The following is a 26,235-nucleotide window of genomic DNA, read 5'->3' on the forward strand; positions in this document are numbered from 1 at the left end:
AGATAAGGAAGACGGCGATGGAATTTAAAACCTATATGTGTCTGATTTGTGGTTGGGTGTATGACGAAGCAGCTGGCTTGCCAGAAGAAGGCATTGCACCAGGAACGCTTTGGAAAGACGTGCCTATGAATTGGACTTGTCCTGAGTGCGGTGCACGTAAGGAAGATTTTGAAATGATGGCGATCTAATCGCCCTAAATTAATTAATTACTAAAAATATTTTAGCGAAAGCAGGGCAGCATCTTGGGACAAAACGACATCTTATTTGAGCGTGCGCAAAAAACGATTCCTGGAGGCGTGAACTCTCCAGTGCGCGCATTTCGTCAGGTGGGTGGCACACCCCGTTTTGTTACTAAAGCTAAAGGCCCTTATTTCTGGGATGCTGAAGGTACACGCTATATTGATTTGATTATGTCTTGGGGCCCCATGATTGCGGGCCATGCGAATCCAGAAGTAGTTGAGGCCGTCAAGCAGGCCGCAGAAACTAGTTTTAGCTACGGCGCTCCGACCGAAGGTGAAATTGAGTTAGCAGAACGAATTTGCCAGTTGGTTCCTAGTATTGAGCAAGTGCGTATGGTATCGAGCGGAACTGAAGCCACTATGAGCGCTCTGCGTCTTGCACGTGGTTATACAGGTCGCGACCTTATTATTAAGTTTGAAGGTTGCTATCACGGTCATGCTGATAGCTTGCTGGTTAAAGCAGGCTCAGGCCTGTTGACCTTTGCGGATTCAACTCAGAATGCGCCATCATCCGGTGGTGTACCGCAGGATTTAGTGAAACATACGCTCGTGTTGCCATATAACGATGTGGCAGCATTGAGGGAGGTATTTCAGAAGCAGGGCGATCAAATTGCAGCAGTCATCATTGAACCAATTGCTGGTAATATGAATTTCATTAAACCGTCAGCAGGATTTCTGACAACCCTCCGTCAGTTGACTAGCGGGCATGGCAGTGTCTTAATTTATGACGAAGTCATGACCGGTTTTAGAGTTGCTCTAGGCGGTGCCCAATCTTTACAAGGCATTACTCCTGACCTTACCTGCCTTGGCAAAGTCATGGGCGGTGGCATGCCGATGGCTGCCTTTGGCGGCAAAAAAGAAATCATGTCGAAGCTTGCCCCGCTAGGTAATGTCTATCAAGCAGGCACCCTATCAGGCAACCCTGTGGCTGTAGCAGCAGGTTTAAAAACCCTGGAAATTATTTCTAGAGAAGGCTTTTATGAGTGTCTTTCCGGTCAAACAGAAAAGCTCATGGCGGGCTTAAAGCTTGCTGCGGACGAAGCGGGTGTGCCATTCGCTGTGGATAGCGTTGGCGGCATGTTTGGCTTTTACTTTGCCAATGAGGTCCCAACTTCTTTTGAGGCGGTGACTAAAACCGATATTGAAGCGTTTAAGAAATTTTTCCACTTGATGTTAGATCAAGGGGTATATCTAGCGCCGTCAGCGTATGAGGCAGGATTTACTTCTATTGCGCATGACAACGCTGTATTGGATGACATTATTGCTGCTGCGCGTACTTCCTTTAAGAAGCTGTAGTCGCTACTAAAGTAGTAATCAAGGCTTACATTCTGAGTGGGTGGTCGTAACCATCCACTTGAATAATTTCCAACCCTTTGCTGGCTTTGCCAGATTCGGGTATTTCCATGGCTGTCAGCTTGCCGCCCCATACACAGCCGGTATCTAGGCCAATCACATTTTTGTGTCGAAGTAGTCCGAGTGTTGACCAGTGCCCAAAGTAAATGAGTGTGTCTTCAGTTTTTCTTTTGGGGGTTTTAAACCAAGGGATGTAGCCTTTGGGCCCATTTTCAAATCCTTCTTTGCTGTCAAACTCCATGGTGCCGGCAGGAGTGCAAAACCGAATGCGGGTTAAGGCATTGGTAATGACGCGTAAGCGTTCATACCCTTTGAGGGAGTTACTCCATTTGTTCGGAGTATTGCCATACATATTCGCTAAAAAATCTTTATAAGATTTTTTGCGAAGCGCTTTTTCTACTTCTTGCGCGCATTCAATCGTTTGTTGCAGATCCCATTGAGGCAATACGCCGGCATGAACGGTTAAGACTTTGCCATTGCTCAGGGCCATTGGTCTGTGACGTAACCATTCAATCAGATCAGCTCTATCGAGCGCATCTAGAATGGGTTGAACGGTATCTAAGCCTTTGGTTTTGCGGAGACCCGCATCAATCGCAAGGAGGTGCAAATCATGGTTACCCAAAATACATTCAATACGTTGGTCTTCTTGCAATTGCTTGAGATAACGCAGGGTGCCCAAGGAGTCGGGTCCGCGATTGACAAGATCCCCCAAAAAAATCATCTTGGATTTAGTGGGGAGTTTTTTGACGAGATTCTTTAATGAGGGCGCGCACCCCTGAATATCACCGACGGCATAGATCTTGCTCATGCCCTATCTTAAAGCCGAAAACCCATGATGCTAAATACTTTATGCGCCGGGAGCTTCTGGGCTGATTTTCTTCACGACGCTATAGCGGACTAAAGTCTTCTTCCGTGCTTCATCGTGATTCACGACTGGCAAGGGGTAGTCTCGTCCTAATAAGATACCGGCAGCCTCTAATTCAATATGTCCGGCTTCCCATGGTGCATGAATGGATTTCTTGGAAAGCTTGTCTAGCTGTGGCAAATAACGACGAATGAACTTGCCCTCAGGATCAAACTTTTGCGATTGGGTAATGGGATTGAAGATGCGGAAGTAAGGCTGTGCATCGCAACCAGAGGAGGATGCCCATTGCCAGCCGCCATTATTCGATGAGAGCTCAAAGTCATTTAAGTGTTTTGCAAAGTACGCTTCGCCCCAGCGCCAATCAATCCCTAAGTCTTTTGTTAAGAAGCTGGCTACAACCATCCTTAAACGGTTGTGCATGTAGCCACTTTGATTGAGCTGATGCATGGCGGCATCAACAAGGGGGTAACCAGTCTTACCGTCACACCAAGCTTTAAATAGTTTCTGGGCGTGAGCGCCGCTTTCCCATTCGATATTGTCGTAGTCAGGTTTGAATGCAGCGCCTTCAGCCAATCTCGGATGGTTTGCAAGAATCATGAAATAAAAATCTCGCCAGATCAACTCACTCAACCAGATCGTAGCGCCCATGCTGCCAGCTAACATTCGACGATGAGCCTCGCGTACCAAGCCGCGAATAGAGAGCATGCCAAAGCGTAAGTGAGTGGAGAGATAGCTCACACCCTTAATTGCTGGGAAGTCCCTGCCAATTTGGTATTGATTAATTCGGCCCAAGAAGGCCTCTAGAAAATCTTGTCCGCCATCAGATCCTGGGGGTAGATAGGTTTCAATACCAGTAGGGCTAAAGCCCATGGACTCTAAGGATGGGAAGGGCGATTCTAAAGATTTAGGAATGGCTGCGAATTGCCCCTTTTTGGGAGTGCAGTCATAGGTGGCGATATCTTTTTCTTGCAGGGTTTTGAGCCAGTTATTTTTGTATGGCGTGAAGATGGAAAACACCGTGTTCGAGTTGGTGAGAATTTCTTTCTTCTCAAAAATCACCTGATCCTTAAACGTTTCAAAACCAATCCCTAGTTTTTCAAGGGCATTTCCTACGGTAGCATCGCGAGCTATTGCTGATGGCTCGTAGTCATGATTGGTATAGACGGTATTTACGCCCAAGGCTTGCGCAATCTTTGGAATGCATGTGGTTGGTTTACCCACTTGTACGATTAAGCCGCCACCCTGTTTGCGTAATTGCTCACCTATCTGGCGCAAGCCCTGCCAAATGAAGTCGACACGTCGATCGTGGGTTAAGGCGCCGCTTGCCTGATCATCTATCTTGAGTGGCTCAAGGATGTCCGTATCAAAGATGAAGGTCATCCAGACCTGAGCATTATTGCTAAGGGCGTGGTGAAGTGCTGCGTTGTCATAGAGACGCAGGTCGCGACGGAGCCAAACGAGAGCTTTTTGCATAGCCATCATCTTATGGCTTATTCGGGAAAAGCGCTTGATTGCATGGGATTTTCTGTAAAATATCCCTCATATGACCACGGCCAAGAAAGCCTCTGCAGAAGCCTCTCGGGCTTCGAATTCAGCCTCATCGCTAGAGTCTTCCATTTCTTTTTCTGCCAATCACCTCGCAAATCAATTCTTAATCGCCATGCCCGGGATGGTGGAGGCCAATTTTGCTGGTACGGTCATTTATCTCTTTGAGCATACTGAGCGCGGTGCCATGGGCTTGGTGGTGAACCGGCCAACTGAGGTTGACCTTGCGACGCTGTTTGACAAGATCGAGCTTAAGCTGGAGATTGCCCCTTTATTGGGTCAGCCCGTGTATTTTGGTGGCCCAGTTCAGATAGAGCGAGGATTTGTCCTGCATGAGCCGACGACTGAGGTGGCTTATAGCTCCTCTTTAGCGGTTCCAGGTGGCCTCACCATGACAACCTCTAAGGATGTGCTTGAAGCGGTGGCCGCTGGTACTGGTCCAAGTAAATTCTTGATGACGCTAGGTTATGCGGGTTGGAGTGCTGGACAGCTTGAGGAAGAAATCACCTTAAACGGCTGGATCAATGTCCCGCTTTCCCGCGAACAAATGGTCGAGATTATCTTTAATACACCCTCTAGCGAACGCTATGAGCGGACGATGAGTCATTTAGGGTTTGATCCCTCTCATTTATCAGGTGAGGCAGGGCATGCTTGAGGGCGCCAAGGCGGGGGCGGGTACTGCGAACCTTACGGTGATGGCTTTTGATTATGGTGTGAAGCGTATTGGAGTTGCGGTTGGCAATACGCTCACTAAAGCGGGTCAGCCCTTGAAGATTATTGCGGAGCCATCTGAAGATGTTCGCTTTAGGGTGATTGAAGCCCTCCTGAAGGAGTGGCAGCCTAATCAGTTGGTTGTAGGGCTCCCGTGTCATCCCGATGGCACTGAGCATGAGATGAGCGCTAAAGCACGGCGTTTTGGCAATCAGTTGCATGGACGCTTTCATTTGCCAGTGGAGTGGGTGGATGAGCGCTATACCTCTGCGGTTTTAGAGGGTGACCCAGACATGCGAGACAATTTAGATGCCGAGTCCGCGGCCTTGATTTTGGAGCAGTATTTTCTTGAAAAGAATTGGATTAGTTGAGATGAATGCAGAGCAGTCCTATCTGAAATTAATTGGGGCTTTAAAAAAGCGTAAAGATGCCAATGAGGCCTTTGAGTTAGCGGGCCTAGCGATGGGCGGCGCTTGGATTGCGGAGCGTTTAGCGGCTGATTTAGGTTTGCCTAACTACGGCGTAATCAATGTTGCGTTTCATCGAGATGATTATGCGGAGAAAGGAATGACTGCTCTGCGTACTGCTAGCACCATGCCCACACATCTTCCTTTTGAAGTGAATGGCGCCAAGATTATTTTGATTGATGATGTATTGCTGACTGGCCGTACTGTTCGAGCAGCGCTTAATGAATTGTTTGATTTTGGTCGACCTGCGCAAGTCGAACTGATGGTTTTGGCAGATCGTGAAAATCGAGAGTTACCAATTACAGCTGATTTTGTTGGAGAGCAAGTGAGCATTCCAGATAATCAAATTTTGGTTTTAGAAAAAGATGATGCTGGCAAGTTCAGCTTCCAATTAGAGGAGCGCGCAGAATGAGCAGCAAAAATAACGCAGTGATTACTCCAGTCAATCAATTTAATGCTGCCGGTGAACTGACACACTTACTGACTTTAGAGGGTTTACCAAAAGAGCAGATTTTGCATATCTTGGATACTGCAAAGCAATTTGTCAGTGTTACCGATCCCGCTAGAGAAGTGAAAAAAGTTCCGCTGCTACGTGGTAAGAGTGTCTTTAATCTGTTCTTTGAAAACTCTACGCGTACTCGCACCACTTTTGAAATTGCTGCTAAGCGCTTATCGGCAGATGTGATTAATTTGGATATCTCTACTTCATCTACTGCTAAAGGTGAAAGCCTATTAGATACGATTGATAATTTAGTGGCGATGCAGGCTGATATTTTTGTCGTGCGTCATAGCGTCTCTAGAGCTCCGATTGAGATCGCCCAACATGTGCCTGCGCATGTACACGTCGTGAATGCAGGCGATGGCAGCCATCAACATCCAACGCAGGGTTTGTTGGATATGTACACGATGCGCCATTTTAAGAAAGATTTCAGTGGTCTGAAGGTGGCGATTGTGGGCGACATCGCTCATAGTCGTGTTGCTAAATCAAACATCTGCGCTTTGAGGACTTTAGGTTGTACGGATATTCGTGCAATTGGCCCTGAGAGTCTTTTACCGAGTGATTTGGATATGCTGGGAGTAAAGGTATTCCACAGTATGGAAGAGGGTCTTAAGGGCGTGGATGTGGTGATGACCTTGCGTATCCAGAAGGAGCGTATGGAAGCCGGTCAAGTTCCTGAGGGCGATGCTTTCTTTAAGCAGTACGGTCTTACCCCGGCGCGTTTGGCTTTGGCCAAGCCAGATGCCATCGTGATGCACCCAGGCCCCATGAATCGTGGCGTGGAGATTGATTCTGCAGTGGCTGATGGCCCGCAGTCAGTCATTCTGAATCAAGTGACTTTTGGGATTGCGGTGAGGATGGCGGTAATGTCTATCGTTGCTGGAAATTAACCCATCAATATTATTTCTAATTAATGAATCGCCCATTCAAATCCAAAAGAGCTGCAGTTATTGCAACTGGTTGGGTGGGGGATACGATTGCCTGTACTGCCGCTGCAACCTCGCTGTACGACAAAGGATTTAAAGTCACTTTTTTTACTCGTTGGCCACAGCTTGTTCCAATTTTAAAAAATGACTCTAGATTTACAGTCCGTCTTTACTGGCACTTAAAAATCATCCGAATACTTAAGCCAATCTTAAATTGGTGCTTCGATGTAGTAATTTGGGAGCCAAACAAGTGGAGCTACCAAGAGCCTTTTACTGCAGAAATTAGGAGAATTGCTGGGTGCGCCCCAATTACCGAGTACCAGCTCTTTCTAGGTCCAGAGAGAGCAATGGTCGAGGCATCACATAATTCTAGGCCCGTAATAACCATCAGCAGAGATCTTTACAAGCGTGCTTATGGTAGAGATATTGATAATCTTATTTCTCAGCTACAAACCCTTGGAAAAGTTGAATGGGTTGGATTGCTCCCTCTAAAAAATTCTAAGCACGGAAAGACAAGGGGCTTGCTCAGTGATGCAATTAGCATATTTAAAAGTGATATTTTTATAGGCCCCGAAGGAGGTTTATTATGGTTGGCAGCCGGTATTGGTAAGCCTTGCATTTACTTTACTGAAAATATTGTTGAAGTAGCTAAGCAAAATAATATTCCGAATTTAGATCACATATTGGGCAGCAAAAATCATTATCCTGATAAGGATATTTATTTTCCATTGCCTGCATATTGTAGTAACGAAGATGCAATCAAAATCACAAAAAATGCAATGAATACATTAGGAGTTCATCATGGTGAGCAGTAAATCAAATATGTACTTGGGCAATATTTTATTGATCATGCTTAGTATTCTTCCTTTATGCCTGTTCTCGGTAAAGGGATGGACAAGTGCAATTTTGTTTATTGGTTCAGCACTTGCGTTTGCCCTTGTTTTTACGAATAGCAGTGATAAGCTCTTGGATCGCAAGCAAAGCACTTGGATTATTTTAATCATGTTGATGTTTGCGTCTCCCTTGATGGCGGCAATGTTGAGTTCTGCGTTGCGCGGTGAGTGGGATTGGTCATCTTTCGATAGTTTTTCCAGATTTTTATTAGCCATTCCAATTTTTTATATCGTTTATCGGAATCATTTGAAGGTGGTGAATCAGTGGCAATATTTGATTCCAGTTTCATTAATTTTTACATTGCTAAGCACAACTTTTTTACCTGGATACAATGGTGATGAAAATCCTTTTGATCATCCCAGGTTGGCTATATTTTTTGTCGATCCTTTAACCTTGGGTTACTTATCCCTTACTCTCGGGGTGCTAAGTTTTTTCAGTATTAATATGTATGCAAGGGACAACTGGAAAACGCTTTTGCTAAAGATATTGGGTGGCATGATCGGTTTTTATATTTCCTTCAGAACCCAGAGTAGAACGGGGTGGTTGGCAATACCGCTGATTTTGTTTTTACTCTTATATACGCGCGGACCAAAAAATAGGCTTTTATCAACGCTGGCAGCTATTGCCATTTCTGCAGTAATTGCTACGGGTATTTATTTATCTTCTTCAACCGTGCAGAACAGGATTCATGATGCTGTTGTTGACTTGAGAGTTTATAAATTTAACGACCTGAATTCCGAAACATCTATTGGTGAGAGAATTTCTTTTGCCCGTATGGGTTTGTATTATTTTAAATTGAGCCCAGTACGTGGCTGGGGCTTGCGAGGTTTTCAGGAGCACGCCAATGATCCTGAGTTGCTTGAATTTGCCTCTGAAAGCACGCGAGCAAGTCCAGCTAGGGGGTCTTTATTTCATAGCGAGATAACTACCAATGCAGTTGCACATGGAATCTTTGGTTTAGCAGCCATGCTATTACTTTTTTTTCTTCCAGTAATTCTATGTGTGCGGCAATGGCGTAAAGGGGTTAATCCTCGATTGTGTGCATTTGGACTTGCTTATTTATTTTGCGTAATTATCAGCGGTCTAAGCACTGAAATATTTTCTTTAAAATTTACAGCATCCTTCCACTCGGTATTTTTAGCTTGTTTGTGTGCGCAATTATTGGCTGAAGAGGGGTCTTCAGCGGATGCGGATAGCGTGCGCTCTCATGGTTAATTTACTTTCAGCATGAATTGTGTATTTTTTACGGAGTCATCCATCAATATTGGAGGACAAGAGTTGCAGGCTTTGCAGCAAATGCAGGCTTTGAATAGAGTTGGCTATCAAACAATTTTACTGTGCAAGCCTAATAGCGCAATATTGCTGAGGGCTAAGTCAGTCGGCCTTGACTGTATTGCAGTTAATTTTAGAAACGCTTTTCACTTGCCTAGCATCTTAAGGGTATTGAAGTTAATTTTTCAATTTCGTCCAATTGCATTCATATCCCATGGAAGTCGAGATGTCCTGATCTCTACGATTGCAATCAATTTATCTCGTTGCCTTGGAGTTTCTGCACCCACAGTGTTGAGAGTTAAAACCTTTCAGCATGGGTACCCCCTTTCATTTGCCTACAATCATCTTTTTTCAAAAACCCTGACGCCCAGCAATTACTTGAGGGATAAGTTATTGTTAAATAAATGGATTCATCCAGACCAAGTTGGAACCTTGTATCCCGGAATTGATTTCTCGGCTCTGGATAGTCAGTTGGATTCATTGCCAGATCATGTACGAGATTGGTTGAAGCTTCATCCTGGCCCAGTGATATCGCACGGAGCTATTCTTAGAGGTGAAAAAGGTCATAGCACTATTTTGCAGGCCCTTGTGCGCGTTAAAGATGTTTTTCCGAATGTGCGATATTTGATTGCGGGGGAGGGGCAGGACAAGCCGCTTCTGGAGGCTGAGATTATGACCTTGGGTCTTAGTGAGAATGTCCTCATGACTGGAATTTTAAAAAAGATTGCACCTCTTCTCAGGGTGAGCGATCTGGCTGTCTTGCCTTCTTTGGTTGAGCCTTTGGGCATGTTCCAAATTGAAGCGCAATATTTAGAGGTGCCCACTATCGCAAGTAGGGTGGGCGGGATTCCGGAGACGATGTTGCATCAACAGACTGGACTCATGATAGAGGCTGGCAATGTTGAGGATTGGGCTAATGCCATTATTTGGATGTTATCCAATCCAGTGCTTGCAAGGCAGATGGCAAGGGTAGGAAAAAAAATGGTGACTGAGAAATTCTCTCTCAATGCCAATACCAAGAATCTAATAGGCTTATTTGAGAAGGGCTAACTAGATCCATTCAAAAGCATGATTCTTTCTTAAGCCATGCACAGACATCCCATGTTTTTTGACTTCCTCTCGACTAGATTGGAGTTGATGTTTTTTAGCTTGGATCTTAGCTAGCTTTCTTTGAGCCCAACTTTGATTCAGTAGCTTGTAGTTATATCGGTTAGCTAAGCCGTCCTTCTCGGATAGCCCTCTTTCTTGTTTCATGGCAGTTTGGGTAACTGAGCCGAAGTGATGTAGCCATGAGGCACCAGTGATTGAGGTTTGAATATTTGATTTTTTGAGCTCATTAAAAAATAGCGTATCTTCATAGCCAAGAAGCTTTGGGGTTGGCTGGAAATATCCGACATCCATCCATACAGAATTGTGAATGGCTAAACATACAGCGTGTTTACTTCCGAGACGATGCTCATCTTTCATTTCTGCCGTGGCTTTAAGGCTAAATGCATCAAAGTCATAATCGAGTGGACCCTCAATTAATGCAGGGCTAATTACTTTGAGGTTTTTGGATTCAGCAGCGTGAATGAGATTTTCAATCCATAACGGTGACACTAGGACATCATTATTCATAATGATGCTCCATTCACTCTGCAGCGCTAGCGCCCCCTGATTCCATGCGGTGCCACAACCGAGGTTACTTGCATTAAATATCTTTCCACCAAGGGGTAGTGTTGCAAGATAGTCGCGCGTGCCGTCGGTTGAGAAGTTATCAACCACTACCAGTCTGTCTAATGGGGTACCATGCTTAGTCATGCTGTCGATACACATTTTTGTGTATTCCACAGAGTTGTAGCAGGCAAATGTCAGGCTGTATTTATTGGGATTCACGATTTGGAAATATTAACGTTTTGTTAAAATGCATTAAAAGGAAGAATTCTAAGAATTTAGGCATTTTGCCTTGGTTTAAGAAAATCTCATACATATTCTCATCGTATTACACATAATAGCTAATCATGATTTTAATAACAGGTGGCGCCGGATTTATTGGAAGTAATTTCACCTTAGATTGGCTTGCCAATCCAGATGCCGAAGGGGTGGTGAATCTCGATAAGCTAACTTATGCTGGCAATCTGGCCAATTTAGCATCCCTTAAGGAAGATTCGCGCCATATCTTTGTTCGCGGAGACATCGGCGATAAAGAGTTGGTTGCTAGCTTATTAAAAGAGTATCAACCTCGTGCGATCGTGAACTTTGCCGCAGAAAGTCATGTAGATCGCTCTATTCATGGCCCTGCTGAATTTGTTGCTACCAATATTGTAGGCACCTTTAATCTATTAGAGTGTGCGCGTGAGTATTGGAGTGGTTTAGATGAGGCGGCCAAACAAGCCTTCCGCTTCCACCACGTGTCTACGGATGAAGTTTATGGATCATTGTCCGCAACTGACCCTGCGTTTACCGAAACCAATGCATATGAGCCTAACAGCCCATACTCAGCCTCTAAGGCTGCGTCCGATCATTTAGTGCGTGCGTGGTTTCATACCTATGGTTTCCCGGTAGTTACAACCAATTGCTCAAATAACTACGGCCCTTATCACTTTCCCGAGAAGCTGATCCCATTGGTAATCCTCAATGCACTCAATGGTAAGTTGCTGCCAATTTACGGAGATGGCCAGCAGATTCGAGATTGGCTCTACGTTGGTGATCATTGCTCAGCGATACGTGAAGTGTTGGCAAAGGGTAAGTTGGGTGAGACATACAACATTGGTGGCTGGAATGAAAAGGCCAATATCGACGTAGTTAAAACTATTTGTAGTATTTTGGATGAGCTAAAGCCACGGGTTGACGGTAAGCCCTATACGGAGCAAATCACTTTTGTTAAGGATCGCCCTGGACATGATCGCCGCTATGCCATTGATGCAAGAAAAGTGGAGCGTGAACTGGGCTGGCGTCCTGCAGAAAAATTTGATACGGGTATTCGTAAAACGGTGCAGTGGTATTTAGATAATCCGGTGTGGATTGAGGGTGTAGTGAGCGGATCCTATCGCGACTGGTTATCCAAGCAGTACTCATAAGTACTCAGTGAATAAATACACATCGCTAATGAATATCCTCGTATTTGGTAAAGATGGTCAATTAGGCAAAGCGTTCAAGGTTTTATTGGGTCAACGTATTTCTGGGTTGGGCGTTCAGCCAGTTATTTGCTATGTGGGTCGCAGCGATTGCGATCTTACCAACGGGAATGCAGTTATTGCATTGCTCAATCAATCTTCACCGAATTTAATCATTAATGCTTCTGCCTATACCGCTGTAGATAAGGCGGAGACTGAGAGCGATTTAGCCTTTGCTGTGAATGCCAAGGCCCCAGAGTTGATGGCGCAATACGCCGCCGAGCATGGAGCTACTTTTTTGCATTACTCAACAGACTATGTGTTTGATGGCGAGAAGTATGGCTTCTATCTAGAGGGCGATCTACGTAATCCTTTGGGTGTGTATGGCAAAAGCAAAGCTGCTGGCGAAGAGGCCATTGCAAGGGTATTCGCCAACACTATTGATGCTGGTGGTCAATACGCCATTTTCAGAACAAGCTGGGTATATGGCGATGGTGGTAATTTCATTCGTACGATTTTGCGTTTAGCAAAGGAGCGCGAAGAGCTTAAAGTGATTAACGATCAATATGGCGTGCCAACAAGTGCGCAATGGTTGGCTCAGGTCAGTTTGGACTTGGCGACCAATCAACAATTAGTCATTAGACGATTTCCATCGGGTATTTATCATGCAGTGCCTGCTGGAGAAACTACGTGGCATAGTTTGGCTCGATTAGCTGCACAGGCGGCTATCGATGCAGGAGTTGCTCTAAAAGTGACTTCCGATGCCATCAAGCCCATACTGGCAGTTGAATATCCTTTGCCAGCTTCAAGGCCCATGAATTCGAGGATGTCGACAGATAAGCTTCGTAAGGTGTTTGAGGGTCGAGGCGATATGTCAAAATTACAACAATTGAATCAGCCATGGAGTGAGTCTGTAAAGGCGTATGTCTCCAATTTGGCTAAAGATGGTCTTATCTAGAAAGCATCCTATGGCAGTCAATCAGATGAATCGCAAAGGTATTATTTTGGCTGGTGGATCTGGTACTCGTTTGTACCCAGTGACCCAGGCTGTTTCTAAGCAGCTGATGCCCGTCTACGACAAGCCGATGGTGTATTACCCTTTGACAACCTTGATGCTTGCAGGCATCCGGGATATCTTGTTAATTTCTACACCTCATGACACACCACGTTTTGCAGAGTTATTAGGCGATGGTTCTCAATGGGGTTTGAATATTGAGTATTGCGTGCAGCCATCCCCTGATGGTTTGGCGCAAGCGTTTACTTTAGGAAAAAATTTCGTTGGAAATAATCCGAGTGCTTTAGTGCTTGGCGACAATATTTTCTATGGCCATGAATTAGTAGATCAATTAGATAGCGCAAATGCGCGTAGTAGTGGCGCGACAGTTTTTGCTTATCACGTCAACGATCCAGAGCGTTATGGTGTTGTGGAGTTTGATAAAGACTACAAAGCATTGTCCATTGAAGAGAAGCCTCTGCAGCCGAGAAGTAGTTATGCGGTCACGGGCCTCTACTTTTATGACAATCAAGTGTGTGATATTGCCTCTTCCATTAAGCCTAGCGCGCGTGGCGAACTAGAGATTACCGATGTCAACCGCGTGTATCTCGACAAGAATGAGCTCAGTGTTGAGATTATGGGGCGTGGGTTTGCTTGGCTCGATACCGGCACACATGATTCATTGTTAGATGCTGCAGGCTTTATCGCTACGCTGCAAAAGCGCCAAGGCCTGATGGTGGCATGCCCTGAAGAAATTGCCTACCGACAAGGCTGGATCAGCGCGGATGATGTGCAAAAAGTGGCTACCCAATTGAGTAAGAATAGCTATGGTCAGTATTTAAGTAAGATTTTGAATGAGCTCAATACCTCCGCTCAGCCTGTTTCTTTATCTCATAAGAAGGTGATTGGATGAGTGTGGGTATAGCTTCACCTTCTAAGCTTCAAGTAACCCCAACGGCCATTCATGATGTACTGATCATTGAGCCAAAGGTTTTTGGTGATGAGCGTGGTTGGTTTACCGAATCTTTTAATGCGCAGGATTTTGCTGCTGCCACCGGCTTAAATGTTGAGTTTGTGCAAGATAACCATTCATTTTCTCGTCAATGGACCTTGCGTGGCTTGCATTACCAGTTAGAGCAAACGCAGGGTAAGTTGGTGCGAGTAGTGGCTGGTAGCGTATTTGACGTTGCTGTGGACATTCGCAAAGATTCGCCGACCTATGGCAAGTGGGCTGGCGTGCAATTAAGTGCTCAAAATCATAAACAGTTATGGATCCCCGCTGGGCTAGCGCATGGCTTTTTGGTCTTATCAGAAACTGCAGAGTTTCTGTATAAGACAACGGATTACTATCATCCACAAAGCGAGGCCTGTCTGGCTTGGAATGACCCAACAGTGGATATCAAATGGCCCTTGCCTGAAGGTATCACCCCGAATATGAATGCTAAAGATGCTGCAGGACTCTTGTGGGATGATGCCCCAAAGTTCTAGTGTTTTGGGGCGGGTCTTCAAAAGATAAGATAATGCCCAGATGAGCAATGCTTCATTTAATCCCTCTACCTCTGCTAGCCCGAAGATCTTATTGGTAAAGCTATCCTCCTTGGGGGATGTCTTGCATAACTTATCTATTGTTTGGGACTTGCGCGCGCGCCTACCTGAGGCGCAAATTGATTGGGTAGTGGAAGAGGCTTACGTTCATCTATTGGAGCCTTTGCGCTCCCGGGAAGGATTTCGGGGGATTGATCGCATCATTCCTTTTGGTTTGCGTCGCTGGAAGAAAAATCTACTAACACTTGCCACCTGGAAACAGTTTTCTTCTTTCCGAAAAGAACTTCAGGCAATAACTTATGATGTCTTGATCGAAACTCAAGGTTTATTGAAGTCGGCGATGGTTTGTTCTTTAGCTAAAAAGAGTTCAAATGCCGTGATTGCTGGGCTTGCTAATGCCACCGAGTTCTCAGGTTATGAGCCTCTTGCTAGATCTTTTTATAACCAATCAGTACAGGTGCCAATGCAGTGTCATGCGGTGGATCGTTCTCGTTGGGTCATGTGCTCGGCTTTAGATTGGCCATTGCTAGATCGATCCGATGCGCCGAAGTTTTATCCTGAAGCGTTTGTGCAAAGTATTCCAAAAATCTCTGTGCAGGGTTTGCGAGCGCCTTATATATTGTGCTTTCATTCAACTGCGCGTGAAGCAAAGCGTTGGTCTAATGAGCATTGGATAGCGCTTGGCAAAGATCTATCTGCTCGTGGTTACCAAATGGTTTTCCCTTGGGGAAATGCTGCTGAAAAATCGGTTAGTCAATTGCTTGCTTCTCAGATCCCTGATGCTATTGTGCCGCCAGCCTTTTCTATTGAAGAAGCATTCTCGGTCATTGCCGGTGCAGCTTTAACGGTTGGGGTTGATACAGGTTTGACGCATTTAGCAGCGGTGCTAAATAAACCCACTGTAGAGATGTATTGCGACTCACCACGCTGGAAGACCGAGGGCTATTGGTCTGACAAGATTGCTAACGTTGGAGATATTAATGCTCCACCATCGGTTCAAGAGGTGCTCGATGCCTCTCTCAAATTACTCTCTTAACGTTTTATATCCCTGGCAGGGATTCAGTTTTAGCGTAGTAAGGTGTTGATGGAGATGAGATCTTCATCTGATAAAGACGCTGCATGCGCTTTTAGTCGAATGGCATTGAGGATGGTGTTGTAACGCGCTTGTTGCAATTGTGAGCGGGTAGTAATGACTGTATCTAAGGCAATCAACACATCGATATTGATTAAGGTGCCCACTTGGAACCCGAGCTTGCTAGATTCCAGTGCGGATGTAGAGGAGCGCTCAGCCGCTTCATACGCTTTGACGCTCGCTAGACCGCCATAGAAACCGGTAAATGCTGCACGGGTGTTTTGGGCAGCAGTACGACGAGCATTGTCGTAGTTCGCTTTGGCAGCATCTAGTAGAGCAGCATTTTGACGAATTACGGAACTATTAAAGCCACCCGAGACTAAGGGGATATTTATCTGCAAGGCAATGGTGTTGTTATACACATTGGTTTGCGCGGGAGTGTAGCTATTTGGAGTTCCGTTTGAGGTATTAAAGCCACTCGTTCCTACTAAGTTAACAGTAGGGTAATTGAGTGCCTGAGAAGCTCTATAAGTACTTTCCGCGAGGTTGACTGATAGCTGCCCTGCTAGTACGTTGAAGTTCGCAGTCTCCGCTTGCAAAATCCAGTCATCCAAGGTTTGGCCTTTAGGTAGCTGTGGATTGACGCTATCCGCAATCGGAATGCCATTGCTATCTTTACTCTTGGTGCGAGGGTCTTTTAAGACGCCATCGATTTTGGCTTCTTTAGTAAGCGGCTTTAAAGGTCCAACAGGGTGTCCAACTAATTGCTCTAAGACGCCACGTTTCACAATGAGGTCGGCTTGGGCGGCAATCTCTTGAGAGTTGGCTAAATCTAAGGCAGCTTGCGCAGTATTAACGTCAACAATTGTGGCTAAGCCGGCATCAAATTTTGCTTGAGCAATCTCTAGCTGCTGTTTGATTAAACCTTTTTTATTGCGATATAACTCAACGTTATCTTGACTAGTTAGAGCATCAAAGTAGGCTTGTGAAACACGCAGAATTAAATCTTGTTGTGCCAAGAAAAAACGCATGTCAGCAATTTTGGTATTTAAGTCACCTTGATTAAATGCTTCAAGGGCTGCGATATTAAATACGGGCTGAGTCAGCGTAACGGTATAACTTTTCTGATCAAAGACTCGGGAGTTGCCTGCATTGCTGGCCACATTGGTAGTCCCGACACCGTGCTGGTAGTAGCGGGTGCCGCCTGGGGTGGCATTGGCTTGTGGAAGTAGCAGGGACAAACCTTGCCAGTACAGCTCTTTACTGGCTTGATAGTTAAAACGAGCAGCATTTAAAACCGGATCACTAAATGCAGCTTCTTGGTAAAGCCGAATTAAATCAGTCGATTGAGCGGTATTCGCTGCGCTATTGCCGTTGACATTAGATGGCGCCCCATTGGTCGGAATAGCTTGCTTGGGCAGGGTAACCATTTGCGGGGGCATATCTAGCCCAACCAAGGACTGGGCGCTTACTGGGGTAGGTAGGGCTGGCCTTGCGCCATTGGCGTTTTGAGCAAATGCATCAAGAGGCAGCGCGCTGAGCCCGAGAGCCTGACTCAGGATTAAACCAAAGGTGGTTAGCTGAGAGAAGCGAAAGCGTGTTGGGGTCATCTAATTCGGTTACTTTTCAAGGTGCATGAAGTTTAAGGCCTATTTCAATAGAGCGTCTCATTTGCACCTTATTTTGCCAAATCCTAGGCTAACCCTCATCTATCTATAAAATTGCGCCTATGGATCTAATTTTGCTGGCTAAAGCAGTAGTACTGGGAGTGGTGGAGGGCTTAACTGAGTTTTTGCCAATCTCCAGCACGGGACACCTTATTTTGGTTGGCGACTTGCTCGACTTCAATGATGAGCGAGGCAAGGCCTTTGAGGTCATTATTCAGTTTGGGGCAATCTTGGCCGTTTGCTGGGAGTTTCGTGAAAAGCTCTGGAAGGTCGCCTCAACCATCAAAAGTAGCGCTATTTCTCGTCGTTTTGTCCTCAATCTGCTGATCGCTTCGATTCCGGCAATGGGCCTGGCATTTGTATTTGGCAAGCATATTAAAGCGGTATTGTTTGCTCCGGTTCCGGTGGCAAGCGCTTTTATTTTGGGCGCGTTGGTGATTTTTTGGGCGGAGCGCCGTCAGACCAAACTCATGCATTCCCCGGCTAAGATGCATATTCAGTCGGTAGATGATTTAACGCCCATGGATGCCCTCAAGGTTGGCTTGGCGCAATGCGCCGCCTTAATTCCGGGGACCTCCCGTTCGGGCGCAACCATTATCGGCGGCATGCTCTTTGGTTTGCCTCGAGCGGTGGCTACCGAGTTTTCTTTCTTCTTGGCAATCCCTGTGATTGGCGGTGCTACAGCTTACGAACTGCTCAAGCTTTGGAAAAATCCCGTCTCCTTATCGGGCGATTTCGCATGGGCGATTGTGGTTGGCTTTATCGCCGCCTTTATCTCTGCTTTTGTTTGTGTGCGTTGGTTGATTCATTATGTCGCTGGACATAATTTCATCCCATTCGCTTGGTATCGCATTGTCTTTGGACTGCTTGTCTTAGTCAGCGCTTATAGTGGTCTGGTTGCTTGGTCTCACTAATTCCAACATTCATTATTAATAGACGCAGATTGGAGTAAATATGGATGCATCGATTGACGCTATTACTAATAATATTCAGCTGGCATTGGCCCCTGTTTTTTTATTGACTGCTGTTGCCACCTTAATTAATGCAATCTCTGCTCGCTTGGCTCGATCAGTAGATCGTATGCGCGCTATTCAGCACAAGATTCAGGAGGGGGTGGTAACTGATCAAGCGATCCTGATGCATATGATGCGTGAAGCAAATGAAGCAAAAATTCGTGGTCGTTTATGTACTGCCGCTATCTTCTTTGATGTCTTAAGTGGCGTATTTATTTCTTTAACAGTTCTGGAGCTGTTTTTCTTCCAAGCTGGTGCTGTACGCTCCTTGCAGGCTACCTATGTTATCTGGACATTTGTCCTTGGCCTAGTATCGTTTATGACATCTCTGTCTATTGTCCTGGGTGAGGTGGTCTATGCCTATCGCTCAGCAGGGTGGAATACACCTTTCTCTAAATAAAGGTATTAGCACAGTGACATTTCCTAGAACAGATCGTATTCGCTCTTTTGTATTGCGGGCAGGCAGAACAACCGCTGGTCAGCAGCGCGCTATTGATGACTTAGGCCCTCAGTTTTTGGTGCCTTTTCAGGAGCTTGTATTAGATCTTCCTCAGGCATTCGGCGGTTCATCGCATCCCAAGATATTAGAGATTGGTTTTGGCATGGGTGAGACGACCGCCAAAATTGCCGCCTTGCGTACTGAGGATGATTTTCTGGCGATTGAAGTTCATCCACCTGGTGTTGGGGCTTTGCTCAAATTAATCGGTGAAAACCAGCTCACTAATTTACGTTTGATTCGTCATGATGCTGTTGAGGTACTGGAGAAGATGATTGCTCCCAATTCTTTAGATGGCATCCATATTTATTTTGCCGATCCTTGGCATAAGAAACGTCATCATAAGCGTCGCTTGATTCAGTCGGAGTTCGTGAAGCTGTTAGTTTCACGCTTAAAGCCTGGCGCCTATTTGCATTTAGCCACGGATTGGCATAACTATGCCGAACAAATGCTCTTGGTTTTAAATGCAGAGCCTACCCTCATGAACACCTCTACCGAGCAAGTGCAGGTAGAAACTTTCTCGGCTGAAGATGTGGCGAAGTCCGAAGATTCAAAAGAATTCAGACCTACCTTGGAGCAGCTCTGCGCCAAGCATCCTGGCTATGTGGAGAGGCCGGCTTACCGACCCATTACCAAGTTTGAGAACCGTGGCATCAAGCTTGGTCACGGTGTTTGGGATTTGGTTTACAAGAAGAAGTAATTTAAGAAGATAAGAAAATATAAACAATAAAGCCGCTGGGGGTCACTTCATGGTTGCGGCTTTATTGTGACTGAATGATTTCAGAGGCCCAAGCAAACGTACTTCATTTCGAGGTATTCATCCATACCGTAGACACTACCTTCTCGCCCTAGGCCAGATTGTTTAATGCCTCCAAATGGACCCACTTCGTTGGAGATGATCCCGGAGTTCACTCCCACAATGCCGTACTCTAATGCCTCTGCCGCCTTCCAGATACGGCCAATATCTCGGCTGTAGAAGTAAGAAGCTAGGCCAAACTGGCTGTTGTTAGCCAGCCTGATAGCTTCCTCATCGCTTTCAAACGCAATGATGGGGGCTACTGGGCCAAAGGTTTCTTCATAGGTAATGAGCATGTCATTAGTGACATTAGACAAAATAGTCGGCTCATAGAAAGTGCCGCCTAGTGAAGAGCGCTTACCACCGCTCACTAGCTTCGCGCCTTTGCTCAGCGCATCAGCTACATGTTTCTCCACCTTCTCTAGTGCGGCTTTCTCAATCAGCGGGCCTTGGGTAGCGCCGGCCTCCATGCCATTACCCAGCTTAATGACTTGAATGGCTTTAGCAAACTTCTCGACAAATTGATCGAGCACATTCTTATGTACATAGAAGCGATTGGCGCAAACGCAAGTTTGACCGGAGTTACGATATTTGGATGCCATTGCACCAGAAACGGCTGCATCGATATCCGCATCTTCAAACACAATGAAAGGCGCATGGCCACCAAGTTCAAGCGCTAATTTTTTCACTGTGGGTGCGCACTGCGCCATCAAAATGCGGCCCACTTCTGTAGAGCCAGTAAATGATAGGTGGCGAACTACAGGTGAGGCGCAAAGTGTTTTGCCAATCGCAATGGATTGATCGGCATCTGCCGTCAGAATGTTGATGACGCCCGCAGGAACGCCTGCACGCTGTGCCAGCTCAGCGAGAGCCAAGGCGGATAGTGGAGTCAGTTCGGCTGGCTTAATGACGATAGTGCAACCTGCGGCCATGGCTGGTGCAATCTTGCGAGTAATCATCGCAATCGGAAAGTTCCATGGAGTAATCGCTACGCAGACACCAATAGGTTGCTTCATGACGATCAGGCGTTTATCACTCCATGTAGTGCTTGGAATAGAGCCCGCCACGCGTTTTGCTTCTTCTGCAAACCATTCAATAAAGGATGCGCCGTAGGCTACCTCACCAGTTGCCTCAACCAAGGGCTTACCTTGCTCTAAGGTCATGAGGGTCGCCAGATCTTGAGTATTCTGAATAATGAGATCAAACCATTTGCGCATGACGCTGGCACGTTCTTTAGCAGTTTTACTTTTCCAGCTCTGGAAAGCGCTCTCTGCGGCTGCGATGGCTAACTCTGCATCTTTTGGCTCAAGATTGCTTACTTGAGCGATGTGTTCGCCCGTAGCTGGATTAGTCACTGCAAAGGTATTGCTAGACTTGACCCAGGCGCCGTTAATGAAGGCATCTTCTTTAAATAAGCTTGGGTCTTTGAGTAAGGTGCGAATATCTATTTTTTGCATGACAAAGTCTCCAAAATCGGTCTAGCTATTGATGATTAATGGCTTAATGTATTTGATGAATTCATTTTATCCCTCAGATGACGGTAATGAAAAACCCCTGGACTCTGATGGAGCACAGGGGTTTAGTGAACTGCCTGAGGGGGTTATTTTGATTTAGCCCGCCTGAATCTCCGTACTTCTGAGCTTTTGAGCTAGGAGGTCTAGTACGCCATTGACATATTTATGACCATCGGTACCGCCAAAGGTTTTGGCAAGCTCTACGGCCTCATTGATAGCTACCTTGTATGGAACAGATAAGTCGACAGCCAACTCATAAACACCGATTAATAAAGCGGCATGCTCTACAGGAGAGAGTTCATTAATAGGGCGATCAAGCGCAGGAGTAATAATGCCCTCAAGTTCATCGGTACGCTCTAGTACGCCGGCAAAAATGCCTTGAAATAAATCATGCTGGCAACGACGAAAGCCAGGATCTTCAGCTAGCTGTTTAGCGATCGCTGCAGCATTTGGTAGGCTGCCTGCACGACGCATCACCAGGCTTTGATATACGCCTTGTAGGGCGTATTCACGAGCGCGACGACGTGGCGTCAGTGAGCGCTTTGGCGCGCTTGCCACAGGGGCTTGTGAGGTTGCGGGTGTCTTAGTCATATCAATCATTACTCTTCGCTAGGATTGATTTCAAAATCAATGTCTGGTGTGAGGGCTAATGCCAAGTTGGCCATTTCGACAACAGCTTTAGCGCAATCAGCGCCTTTCACTTGAACGCGCACTTGGGCTTGCTCATCGGTATCGCAAGTGAGTACGCCATTGGCGATTGGTAAACCAGACTCAATGGAAATGCGGGTGATGCCAGCAGCGGATTCATTAGAGACTAATTCAAAATGATAAGTCTCGCCACGGATCACAGCGCCCAAAGCAACTAAACCATCAAATTCGCCAGTCTCAGAAAGCTTTTGGAGTGCGAATGGAATTTCTAATGCGCCAGGCACGGTCACTAATTTGATATCAGATTGAGATACGCCTAACTTGATGAGTTCTTCAATGCATGCAGTCGTCAGTGCAACGCAATGCTCTTCATTAAAGCGCGCTTGCACGATACCAACTCGTAGATCTTGACCATTTAAATCAGTGGCCAACACGCCTACTGCAGATTCATTATTTGATGTATTCATGATACTTTCGGAATAGCTTATTGGTTAGATTCAAAAGGGGTGTAGCCAGTTACTTCTAGCTTATATCCAGAAAGACTTGGCACTGGGCTCGGGTTTGCCAGCAAACGCATCTTCCCTACACCAAGATCTTTGAGGATTTGCGCCCCGATGCCGTAGGTGCGGAAATCGGTTTTGCGCGCCGGCGCTGCCCCTGTATTTTCAGGCTGGGTGCCGTTGAGTTTATGAAACTGTGCCAACCAATCCGCATCGCCTGGAGCTGCAATACCAGAGGCATTGAGTAAAACAGCCACGCCAGCAGGTGATGCAGCCAGTTTCTGGAGTGCTTGTGCAAGCGGCCAAGAATGGGTACTCACATTAGCATCCAAGAAATCCAACGCTGTAAGGGGTTCGTGAACGCGTACCAAGGTTTCCGCGCTCTCTGAAGGCTTGCCATGAACTAACGCTAAGTGAATGCATGAGCTTGGAGTATCGCGATACACGATACCCTGGAACTTGCCCCAGGGCGTCACAAACTCGCGCTCACCTTCGCGCACCACAATGCTTTCATGTTGACTGCGATATTGAATGAGGTCGGCAATACTGCCAATTTTTAATTGATGTTCTTTTGCAAACTTTAGCAAATCTGGCAAACGCGCCATGCTGCCATCGTCTTTCATGATTTCGCAAATCACGGCAGTCGGTGAGCAGCCTGCCATAGCTGCTAAATCACAACCTGCCTCTGTATGTCCAGAGCGAATTAATACGCCACCTGGCTGCGCCATCAATGGAAAGATATGGCCTGGTTGAACAAGGTCATTCGGTTTGGCATTGGCTGCAACAGCAGTTTTGATGGTGTGGGCGCGGTCTGCTGCCGAGATTCCGGTAGTAACGCCGGTGGCCGCCTCAATGGAGACGGTGAAGTTGGTGCCCATCGAGGTGCCGTTATCGCGCACCATCAAAGGTAGGTTGATTTGTTGGCAACGTTCGCGTGTCAATGTGAGACAAATGAGTCCACGACCATGTTTGGCCATGAAATTCACGGCTTCAGGTGTGACATGGTCGGCGGCGAGCACTAAATCGCCTTCGTTCTCACGATCTTCTTCATCGACCAAGATAACCATCTTGCCGGCTTTCATGTCGGCAACGATTTCTTCGGTGGAGGCGAGAGTATTTTGCATAGCCCTCTATTTTAAGCTGAGGAGGCATTTTTGGGTCCCGCCCTCTACCCTGAGGCCAATATCCAGCTTTTCTGACGATCGGCACCCATCCAGTGCCTATTTTTTCCAGATATGGCTTAGGAAAATAGCCAATGCCCAACATTTCACCTGGATCAGCTAAACCCCCTCAATCCATTGGACAAAGCAAGGGTTTTGTCTTGTTGGAAGTTCTTGTGGCTATGACCTTGGTTGCGACTAGTTGGATCAGCCTAGGAAATACCTATCAAAAATTAGTGCTTGGCATGGGGCAGGTACGAGAAAAGCGCGTGCAAATACAAAAGGAGTTGGATCAACATGAAATCGCCCAAGCTGAAGCATCAAAAGTGCGTTTACCAAAAGAGGGCGTTCTGAATGAGTCTATTGGAATGTCTCGTCGGATTCGCCCTGTGCCTCATCTTGGTAGGACCATTATTAAAAAATAGTGGAGAGCTTATTACCAAACAAATTGAACTTGAGAAAACCCAATCACTCGCGCTTGAAGCGGATCGTGCTTTGGAGTTGATCGGTCGAGCTATTCGAATGGCTGGATATCAGAATTCACCAAATCCATCAACTCAGAAAACACAACAATCAAAACATGGCTTTATACAAATTCAGAAGAGCGTGGGATTTCGTGGTTCAGATTCGATCATGGTGAAACATGAAGTTTCTAAAGGAGTAGATTTTGATTGCATTGGCAATGTCATTAGTAAAGAGCGCACTAAGCAACATTTGGCTCAGCATGGATTCATAGTGGATCGACAAGCAAGCATTCCGAAAGGTATGCGAGTCAATGGTGGCTCGCTGATTTGTCAATCACTGGATCGTCAAGGTCGCATACAAAACACCACCTTAATGAATGGCATTGACCATTTATCGATTGAGCCGACACAGGCTGGCTACCAGGCCACGGGCCTATCTGCTAAGGGTGCGCAGACATTCAGGGTGAGGTTAGAAATGACTGATGGCGCAAGGATTCAACGCGCATTTGAACGTACCTTCTCTACAAGAAACTTCTGATGATTATTGCTTGGGTCTTATCGCTACTCATGCTACTTGCCTCCTTGGTCAATATTTTGGAGCGCTCTGTTGCGCTTGAGCTAGTTGCCCTGAATACTGCTACTGATTCTGGAAAGAAATTTATTGCTGCAGAAAAAGCGCTTTTAGAGTGCGAGCAACATTTAGAAAATATTGCCGCAATCAATATCGCTTGTCATATTCAGTCGGCCGGAAAAAATCTCTGGCTCATTTCTACTAAAGAAAATCCCACAATCGAAATCTTGGTTTCATTGGATGAAAAAACTAAACAAGTGACCCGCTTAAATTGGCGCCAAGAATTTAAATGAATGGCATGAATGAAAAACAGAATCAAAAAGAAGTGAAGCGTTTAGGAAATGAGCGCGGCGGCAGTTTGCTCGAATTAATGGCTGTAGTGCTATTAGTTGCCATCATGGCGGTGATGTCGATGCCAGCACTCCAACATCACATGACCACTCGAGAAATCGACACTATTGCCCGTCGCTTTATTACCCATGCGCAATTTGCTCGAGGACAAGCTTTAACGCTTGGCATTCCGATTCAGATTGCCCCTATCACTGGCAATTTGTGGGATGAGGGGTGGGTGGTGAAAAATGCCTGTACAGACAAGCGGGCATCAGCAACCTGTGTCGAGCGGTACTGGTTTTCTCAGGGCGATATTGCACCCATCTACTTTAAGGGTGGGGGTAAGCAATTTATAGATCCCCACAGCTCGAAGCGGGGGATTTTGTTTAATGCGGCAGGCGCCGCTAAAACTGGGCAGGGAGGTTTTGTGGCTAATCGCCTCATACTGGGTCATGAACAAGACTCCAGCCTTGAGCGCCAACTGATTCTGGGTAGTGGTGGCCGCTGGCGTATTTGTGATCCCCAGCGGGATACTAAGGTCTGTAAATAGGAGAATCCCTATTTTCATCAAGTCTAATACATTGTTTTTAAAGAATGTTCAATGTAAAATTATACTTTTAATAAATACATTGAACATGTCTTCACCCGAATATTTTCTGAAAATTTCTGAGAGCCAGAGTCGTCAATATATCGATGCGGAGACGGTATTTTTAGCGCTAAGAGAGGCTGTTGCAAGTGCTGCTGAAGTACGAGGATCGATGATTTGGCGAGAGCTACGAGGAGTGAAGTATCTCATTCGGACATCCGCCTCAAGCGCACAAAGAACTATTGGTCGATTTTCTCCGGAAACCCAAAGTATTTACGATAATTTTATGGCTCGTAAGCGTAGCTTAGAAGCGCGAGTAAGTGGACTTAAGGGACAATTAAAACTTCAGCAACGCTTAAATCGAGCTCAACGTGTTGGGCGAGTGCCGAATTTATTGGTGGAGCTTTTGAATGTTCTGGAGAAGGCTGGTGTTGCTGAGCATTTTTTAGTTGTTGGGACGCACGCTATATATGCATATGAAGCTGCAGGGGGTGTTAGGGTTTCTGAAGGAGCCATGGCGACGCGAGATGTAGACCTTCTATTTGATACGCGAAAGCGTTTGGCATTTTTTTCCACCATTAAAAGCGAAGGATATTCCTTATTGGGTTTGATTCGCAAGGTCGATTCAAGCTTTGAGCTTGTATCGGATCGACTTTATACGGCACGCAATAATGATGGCTTTGAGATCGATATTATTCGTCGCCCAGCATTGGAAATAGATCCCCACCCTCTCAGAATGAGTGAGGATGAGGGTGATCTGTGGGCAATGCAGGTTTCAATGGGAGAAAAGCTAATTTCTTCACGATATTTTAAGCAGATGATTGTTTCAAGCTCTGGAGAGATGGCCTTAATGCGCACCATTCATCCTGCCGACTTTGCCCGCATTAAGCTTGAATTATCTAAGCAACCGGGAAGGGATCCTAATAAGTCTGGAAAAGATTTTCTACAGGCCAAAATCATTAAGGCTTTGATACATGAATATTTGCCACATTTAAATAATATTTCTCGTTAAT

At 46.0% G+C, this 26,235-nt stretch carries 30 protein-coding genes; 22 read left to right on the forward strand and 8 right to left on the reverse strand.

Features of this window, described 5'->3' with window-relative positions; all coding sequences use genetic code 11:
• The first annotated feature begins 17 nt into the window (after positions 1-17).
• Both FD960_RS01230 and hemL read left to right on the forward strand, forming a co-directional pair.
• Positions 18-188 (forward strand): rubredoxin, encoded by a 171-nt coding sequence (locus tag FD960_RS01230; protein WP_011902084.1) that lies wholly within the window; start codon positions 18-20, stop codon positions 186-188.
• A gap of 54 nt (positions 189-242) precedes the next feature.
• Positions 243-1,535 (forward strand): glutamate-1-semialdehyde 2,1-aminomutase, encoded by a 1,293-nt coding sequence (gene hemL / locus FD960_RS01235; RefSeq protein ID WP_215299346.1) that lies wholly within the window; start codon positions 243-245, stop codon positions 1,533-1,535.
• A gap of 25 nt (positions 1,536-1,560) precedes the next feature.
• Here hemL and FD960_RS01240 read toward each other — a convergent pair whose 3' ends face one another.
• Together FD960_RS01240 and FD960_RS01245 are read right to left on the reverse strand one after the other, a co-directional pair.
• Positions 1,561-2,400, reverse strand: coding sequence for a symmetrical bis(5'-nucleosyl)-tetraphosphatase (locus FD960_RS01240; RefSeq protein ID WP_215299347.1), 840 nt, complete (start codon positions 2,398-2,400; stop codon positions 1,561-1,563).
• 39 nt (positions 2,401-2,439) lie between these two features.
• On the reverse strand, positions 2,440-3,930 hold the full coding sequence (locus tag FD960_RS01245; RefSeq protein ID WP_215299348.1) for a deoxyribodipyrimidine photo-lyase: 1,491 nt from the start codon (positions 3,928-3,930) through the stop codon (positions 2,440-2,442).
• 187 nt (positions 3,931-4,117) lie between these two features.
• Between FD960_RS01245 and FD960_RS01250 the strand changes: the two genes are divergently transcribed.
• From FD960_RS01250 to FD960_RS01280, 7 genes are all read left to right on the forward strand, one after another.
• Complete coding sequence (locus tag FD960_RS01250; RefSeq protein ID WP_251369863.1) at positions 4,118-4,657, forward strand: YqgE/AlgH family protein; 540 nt, start codon at positions 4,118-4,120, stop codon at positions 4,655-4,657.
• Positions 4,650-5,084 (forward strand): Holliday junction resolvase RuvX, encoded by a 435-nt coding sequence (ruvX, locus tag FD960_RS01255; RefSeq protein ID WP_215299350.1) that lies wholly within the window; start codon positions 4,650-4,652, stop codon positions 5,082-5,084. Before FD960_RS01250 ends, ruvX begins: the two co-directional genes overlap by 8 nt.
• Position 5,085: 1 nt before the next feature.
• The gene (pyrR, locus tag FD960_RS01260) at positions 5,086-5,592 is read left to right on the forward strand and encodes a bifunctional pyr operon transcriptional regulator/uracil phosphoribosyltransferase PyrR (RefSeq protein WP_215300529.1); all 507 of its coding nucleotides are present in this window, start codon (positions 5,086-5,088) and stop codon (positions 5,590-5,592) included.
• Positions 5,589-6,569 (forward strand): aspartate carbamoyltransferase catalytic subunit, encoded by a 981-nt coding sequence (locus tag FD960_RS01265; protein WP_215299351.1) that lies wholly within the window; start codon positions 5,589-5,591, stop codon positions 6,567-6,569. Before pyrR ends, FD960_RS01265 begins: the two co-directional genes overlap by 4 nt.
• Before the next feature lie 23 nt (positions 6,570-6,592).
• The gene (locus FD960_RS01270; RefSeq protein WP_215299352.1) at positions 6,593-7,420 is read left to right on the forward strand and encodes a hypothetical protein; all 828 of its coding nucleotides are present in this window, start codon (positions 6,593-6,595) and stop codon (positions 7,418-7,420) included.
• Positions 7,407-8,714, forward strand: a complete 1,308-nt coding sequence (locus FD960_RS01275; RefSeq protein ID WP_215299353.1) for an O-antigen ligase — start codon at positions 7,407-7,409, stop codon at positions 8,712-8,714. Before FD960_RS01270 ends, FD960_RS01275 begins: the two co-directional genes overlap by 14 nt.
• Positions 8,715-9,164: 450 nt before the next feature.
• A complete protein-coding gene (locus tag FD960_RS01280) occupies positions 9,165-9,821 on the forward strand; it encodes a glycosyltransferase family 4 protein (RefSeq protein WP_215299354.1) in 657 nt (218 codons plus the stop codon).
• On the opposite strand, the gene FD960_RS01285 is transcribed toward FD960_RS01280, so the two are convergent.
• Entirely contained in the window at positions 9,822-10,646 is an 825-nt protein-coding gene (locus FD960_RS01285; RefSeq protein WP_215299355.1) for a glycosyltransferase family 2 protein, read from the reverse strand.
• A 125-nt stretch (positions 10,647-10,771) separates the two neighbouring features.
• On the opposite strand from FD960_RS01285, the gene rfbB reads away from it, so the two are divergent.
• The 5 genes from rfbB to waaC are packed head-to-tail and all read left to right on the forward strand — an operon-like array spanning position 10,772 to position 15,441.
• Positions 10,772-11,830, forward strand: coding sequence for a dTDP-glucose 4,6-dehydratase (gene rfbB, locus FD960_RS01290; RefSeq protein ID WP_215299356.1), 1,059 nt, complete (start codon positions 10,772-10,774; stop codon positions 11,828-11,830).
• 28 nt (positions 11,831-11,858) lie between these two features.
• On the forward strand, positions 11,859-12,824 hold the full coding sequence (rfbD, locus tag FD960_RS01295; protein ID WP_215299357.1) for a dTDP-4-dehydrorhamnose reductase: 966 nt from the start codon (positions 11,859-11,861) through the stop codon (positions 12,822-12,824).
• A gap of 25 nt (positions 12,825-12,849) precedes the next feature.
• The gene (gene rfbA / locus FD960_RS01300; protein WP_215300531.1) at positions 12,850-13,773 is read left to right on the forward strand and encodes a glucose-1-phosphate thymidylyltransferase RfbA; all 924 of its coding nucleotides are present in this window, start codon (positions 12,850-12,852) and stop codon (positions 13,771-13,773) included.
• Positions 13,770-14,348: a dTDP-4-dehydrorhamnose 3,5-epimerase gene (rfbC, locus tag FD960_RS01305; protein ID WP_215299358.1), complete on the forward strand. Its 579-nt coding sequence runs from the start codon at positions 13,770-13,772 to the stop codon at positions 14,346-14,348. The genes rfbA and rfbC overlap by 4 nt, the downstream gene beginning before the upstream one ends.
• Before the next feature lie 40 nt (positions 14,349-14,388).
• The gene (gene waaC / locus FD960_RS01310) at positions 14,389-15,441 is read left to right on the forward strand and encodes a lipopolysaccharide heptosyltransferase I (RefSeq protein ID WP_215299359.1); all 1,053 of its coding nucleotides are present in this window, start codon (positions 14,389-14,391) and stop codon (positions 15,439-15,441) included.
• Between the two features lie 29 nt (positions 15,442-15,470).
• Here waaC and FD960_RS01315 read toward each other — a convergent pair whose 3' ends face one another.
• Complete coding sequence (locus tag FD960_RS01315; RefSeq protein ID WP_215299360.1) at positions 15,471-17,087, reverse strand: TolC family protein; 1,617 nt, start codon at positions 17,085-17,087, stop codon at positions 15,471-15,473.
• Between the two features lie 119 nt (positions 17,088-17,206).
• On the opposite strand from FD960_RS01315, the gene FD960_RS01320 reads away from it, so the two are divergent.
• The 3 genes from FD960_RS01320 to trmB are packed head-to-tail and all read left to right on the forward strand — an operon-like array spanning position 17,207 to position 19,353.
• Positions 17,207-18,058, forward strand: a complete 852-nt coding sequence (locus FD960_RS01320; protein WP_215299361.1) for an undecaprenyl-diphosphate phosphatase — start codon at positions 17,207-17,209, stop codon at positions 18,056-18,058.
• 40 nt (positions 18,059-18,098) lie between these two features.
• A complete protein-coding gene (locus tag FD960_RS01325) occupies positions 18,099-18,557 on the forward strand; it encodes a DUF2721 domain-containing protein (RefSeq protein WP_215299362.1) in 459 nt (152 codons plus the stop codon).
• Positions 18,558-18,570: 13 nt separating this feature from the next.
• A complete protein-coding gene (gene trmB, locus FD960_RS01330; RefSeq protein ID WP_251369811.1) occupies positions 18,571-19,353 on the forward strand; it encodes a tRNA (guanosine(46)-N7)-methyltransferase TrmB in 783 nt (260 codons plus the stop codon).
• 80 nt (positions 19,354-19,433) lie between these two features.
• Here trmB and FD960_RS01335 read toward each other — a convergent pair whose 3' ends face one another.
• The 4 genes from FD960_RS01335 to ribBA all read right to left on the reverse strand — a co-directional run bounded on the left by FD960_RS01335 (position 19,434) and on the right by ribBA (position 23,235).
• Complete coding sequence (locus FD960_RS01335) at positions 19,434-20,906, reverse strand: NAD-dependent succinate-semialdehyde dehydrogenase (protein ID WP_215299364.1); 1,473 nt, start codon at positions 20,904-20,906, stop codon at positions 19,434-19,436.
• A gap of 153 nt (positions 20,907-21,059) precedes the next feature.
• On the reverse strand, positions 21,060-21,554 hold the full coding sequence (gene nusB / locus FD960_RS01340) for a transcription antitermination factor NusB (RefSeq protein ID WP_215299365.1): 495 nt from the start codon (positions 21,552-21,554) through the stop codon (positions 21,060-21,062).
• An 8-nt stretch (positions 21,555-21,562) separates the two neighbouring features.
• Complete coding sequence (ribH, locus tag FD960_RS01345) at positions 21,563-22,078, reverse strand: 6,7-dimethyl-8-ribityllumazine synthase (protein WP_215299366.1); 516 nt, start codon at positions 22,076-22,078, stop codon at positions 21,563-21,565.
• A 17-nt stretch (positions 22,079-22,095) separates the two neighbouring features.
• The gene (ribBA, locus tag FD960_RS01350; protein WP_215299367.1) at positions 22,096-23,235 is read right to left on the reverse strand and encodes a bifunctional 3,4-dihydroxy-2-butanone-4-phosphate synthase/GTP cyclohydrolase II; all 1,140 of its coding nucleotides are present in this window, start codon (positions 23,233-23,235) and stop codon (positions 22,096-22,098) included.
• 131 nt (positions 23,236-23,366) lie between these two features.
• Here ribBA and FD960_RS01355 point away from each other — a divergent pair, with 131 nt between their 5' ends.
• The 5 genes from FD960_RS01355 to FD960_RS01375 all read left to right on the forward strand — a co-directional run bounded on the left by FD960_RS01355 (position 23,367) and on the right by FD960_RS01375 (position 26,234).
• Positions 23,367-23,696: a prepilin-type N-terminal cleavage/methylation domain-containing protein gene (locus FD960_RS01355; protein ID WP_215299368.1), complete on the forward strand. Its 330-nt coding sequence runs from the start codon at positions 23,367-23,369 to the stop codon at positions 23,694-23,696.
• Complete coding sequence (locus FD960_RS01360; RefSeq protein ID WP_215299369.1) at positions 23,626-24,273, forward strand: hypothetical protein; 648 nt, start codon at positions 23,626-23,628, stop codon at positions 24,271-24,273. Before FD960_RS01355 ends, FD960_RS01360 begins: the two co-directional genes overlap by 71 nt.
• Positions 24,273-24,599, forward strand: coding sequence for a hypothetical protein (locus FD960_RS01365; protein ID WP_215299370.1), 327 nt, complete (start codon positions 24,273-24,275; stop codon positions 24,597-24,599). Before FD960_RS01360 ends, FD960_RS01365 begins: the two co-directional genes overlap by 1 nt.
• The gene (locus FD960_RS01370) at positions 24,596-25,186 is read left to right on the forward strand and encodes a GspH/FimT family pseudopilin (protein ID WP_251369812.1); all 591 of its coding nucleotides are present in this window, start codon (positions 24,596-24,598) and stop codon (positions 25,184-25,186) included. Before FD960_RS01365 ends, FD960_RS01370 begins: the two co-directional genes overlap by 4 nt.
• An 85-nt stretch (positions 25,187-25,271) precedes the next feature.
• Complete coding sequence (locus FD960_RS01375; protein ID WP_215299371.1) at positions 25,272-26,234, forward strand: GSU2403 family nucleotidyltransferase fold protein; 963 nt, start codon at positions 25,272-25,274, stop codon at positions 26,232-26,234.
• Position 26,235: the final 1 nt, after the last annotated feature.

The organism is Polynucleobacter sp. AP-Nino-20-G2 (assembly GCF_018688235.1).
In the GTDB taxonomy this organism is placed as follows: domain Bacteria; phylum Pseudomonadota; class Gammaproteobacteria; order Burkholderiales; family Burkholderiaceae; genus Polynucleobacter.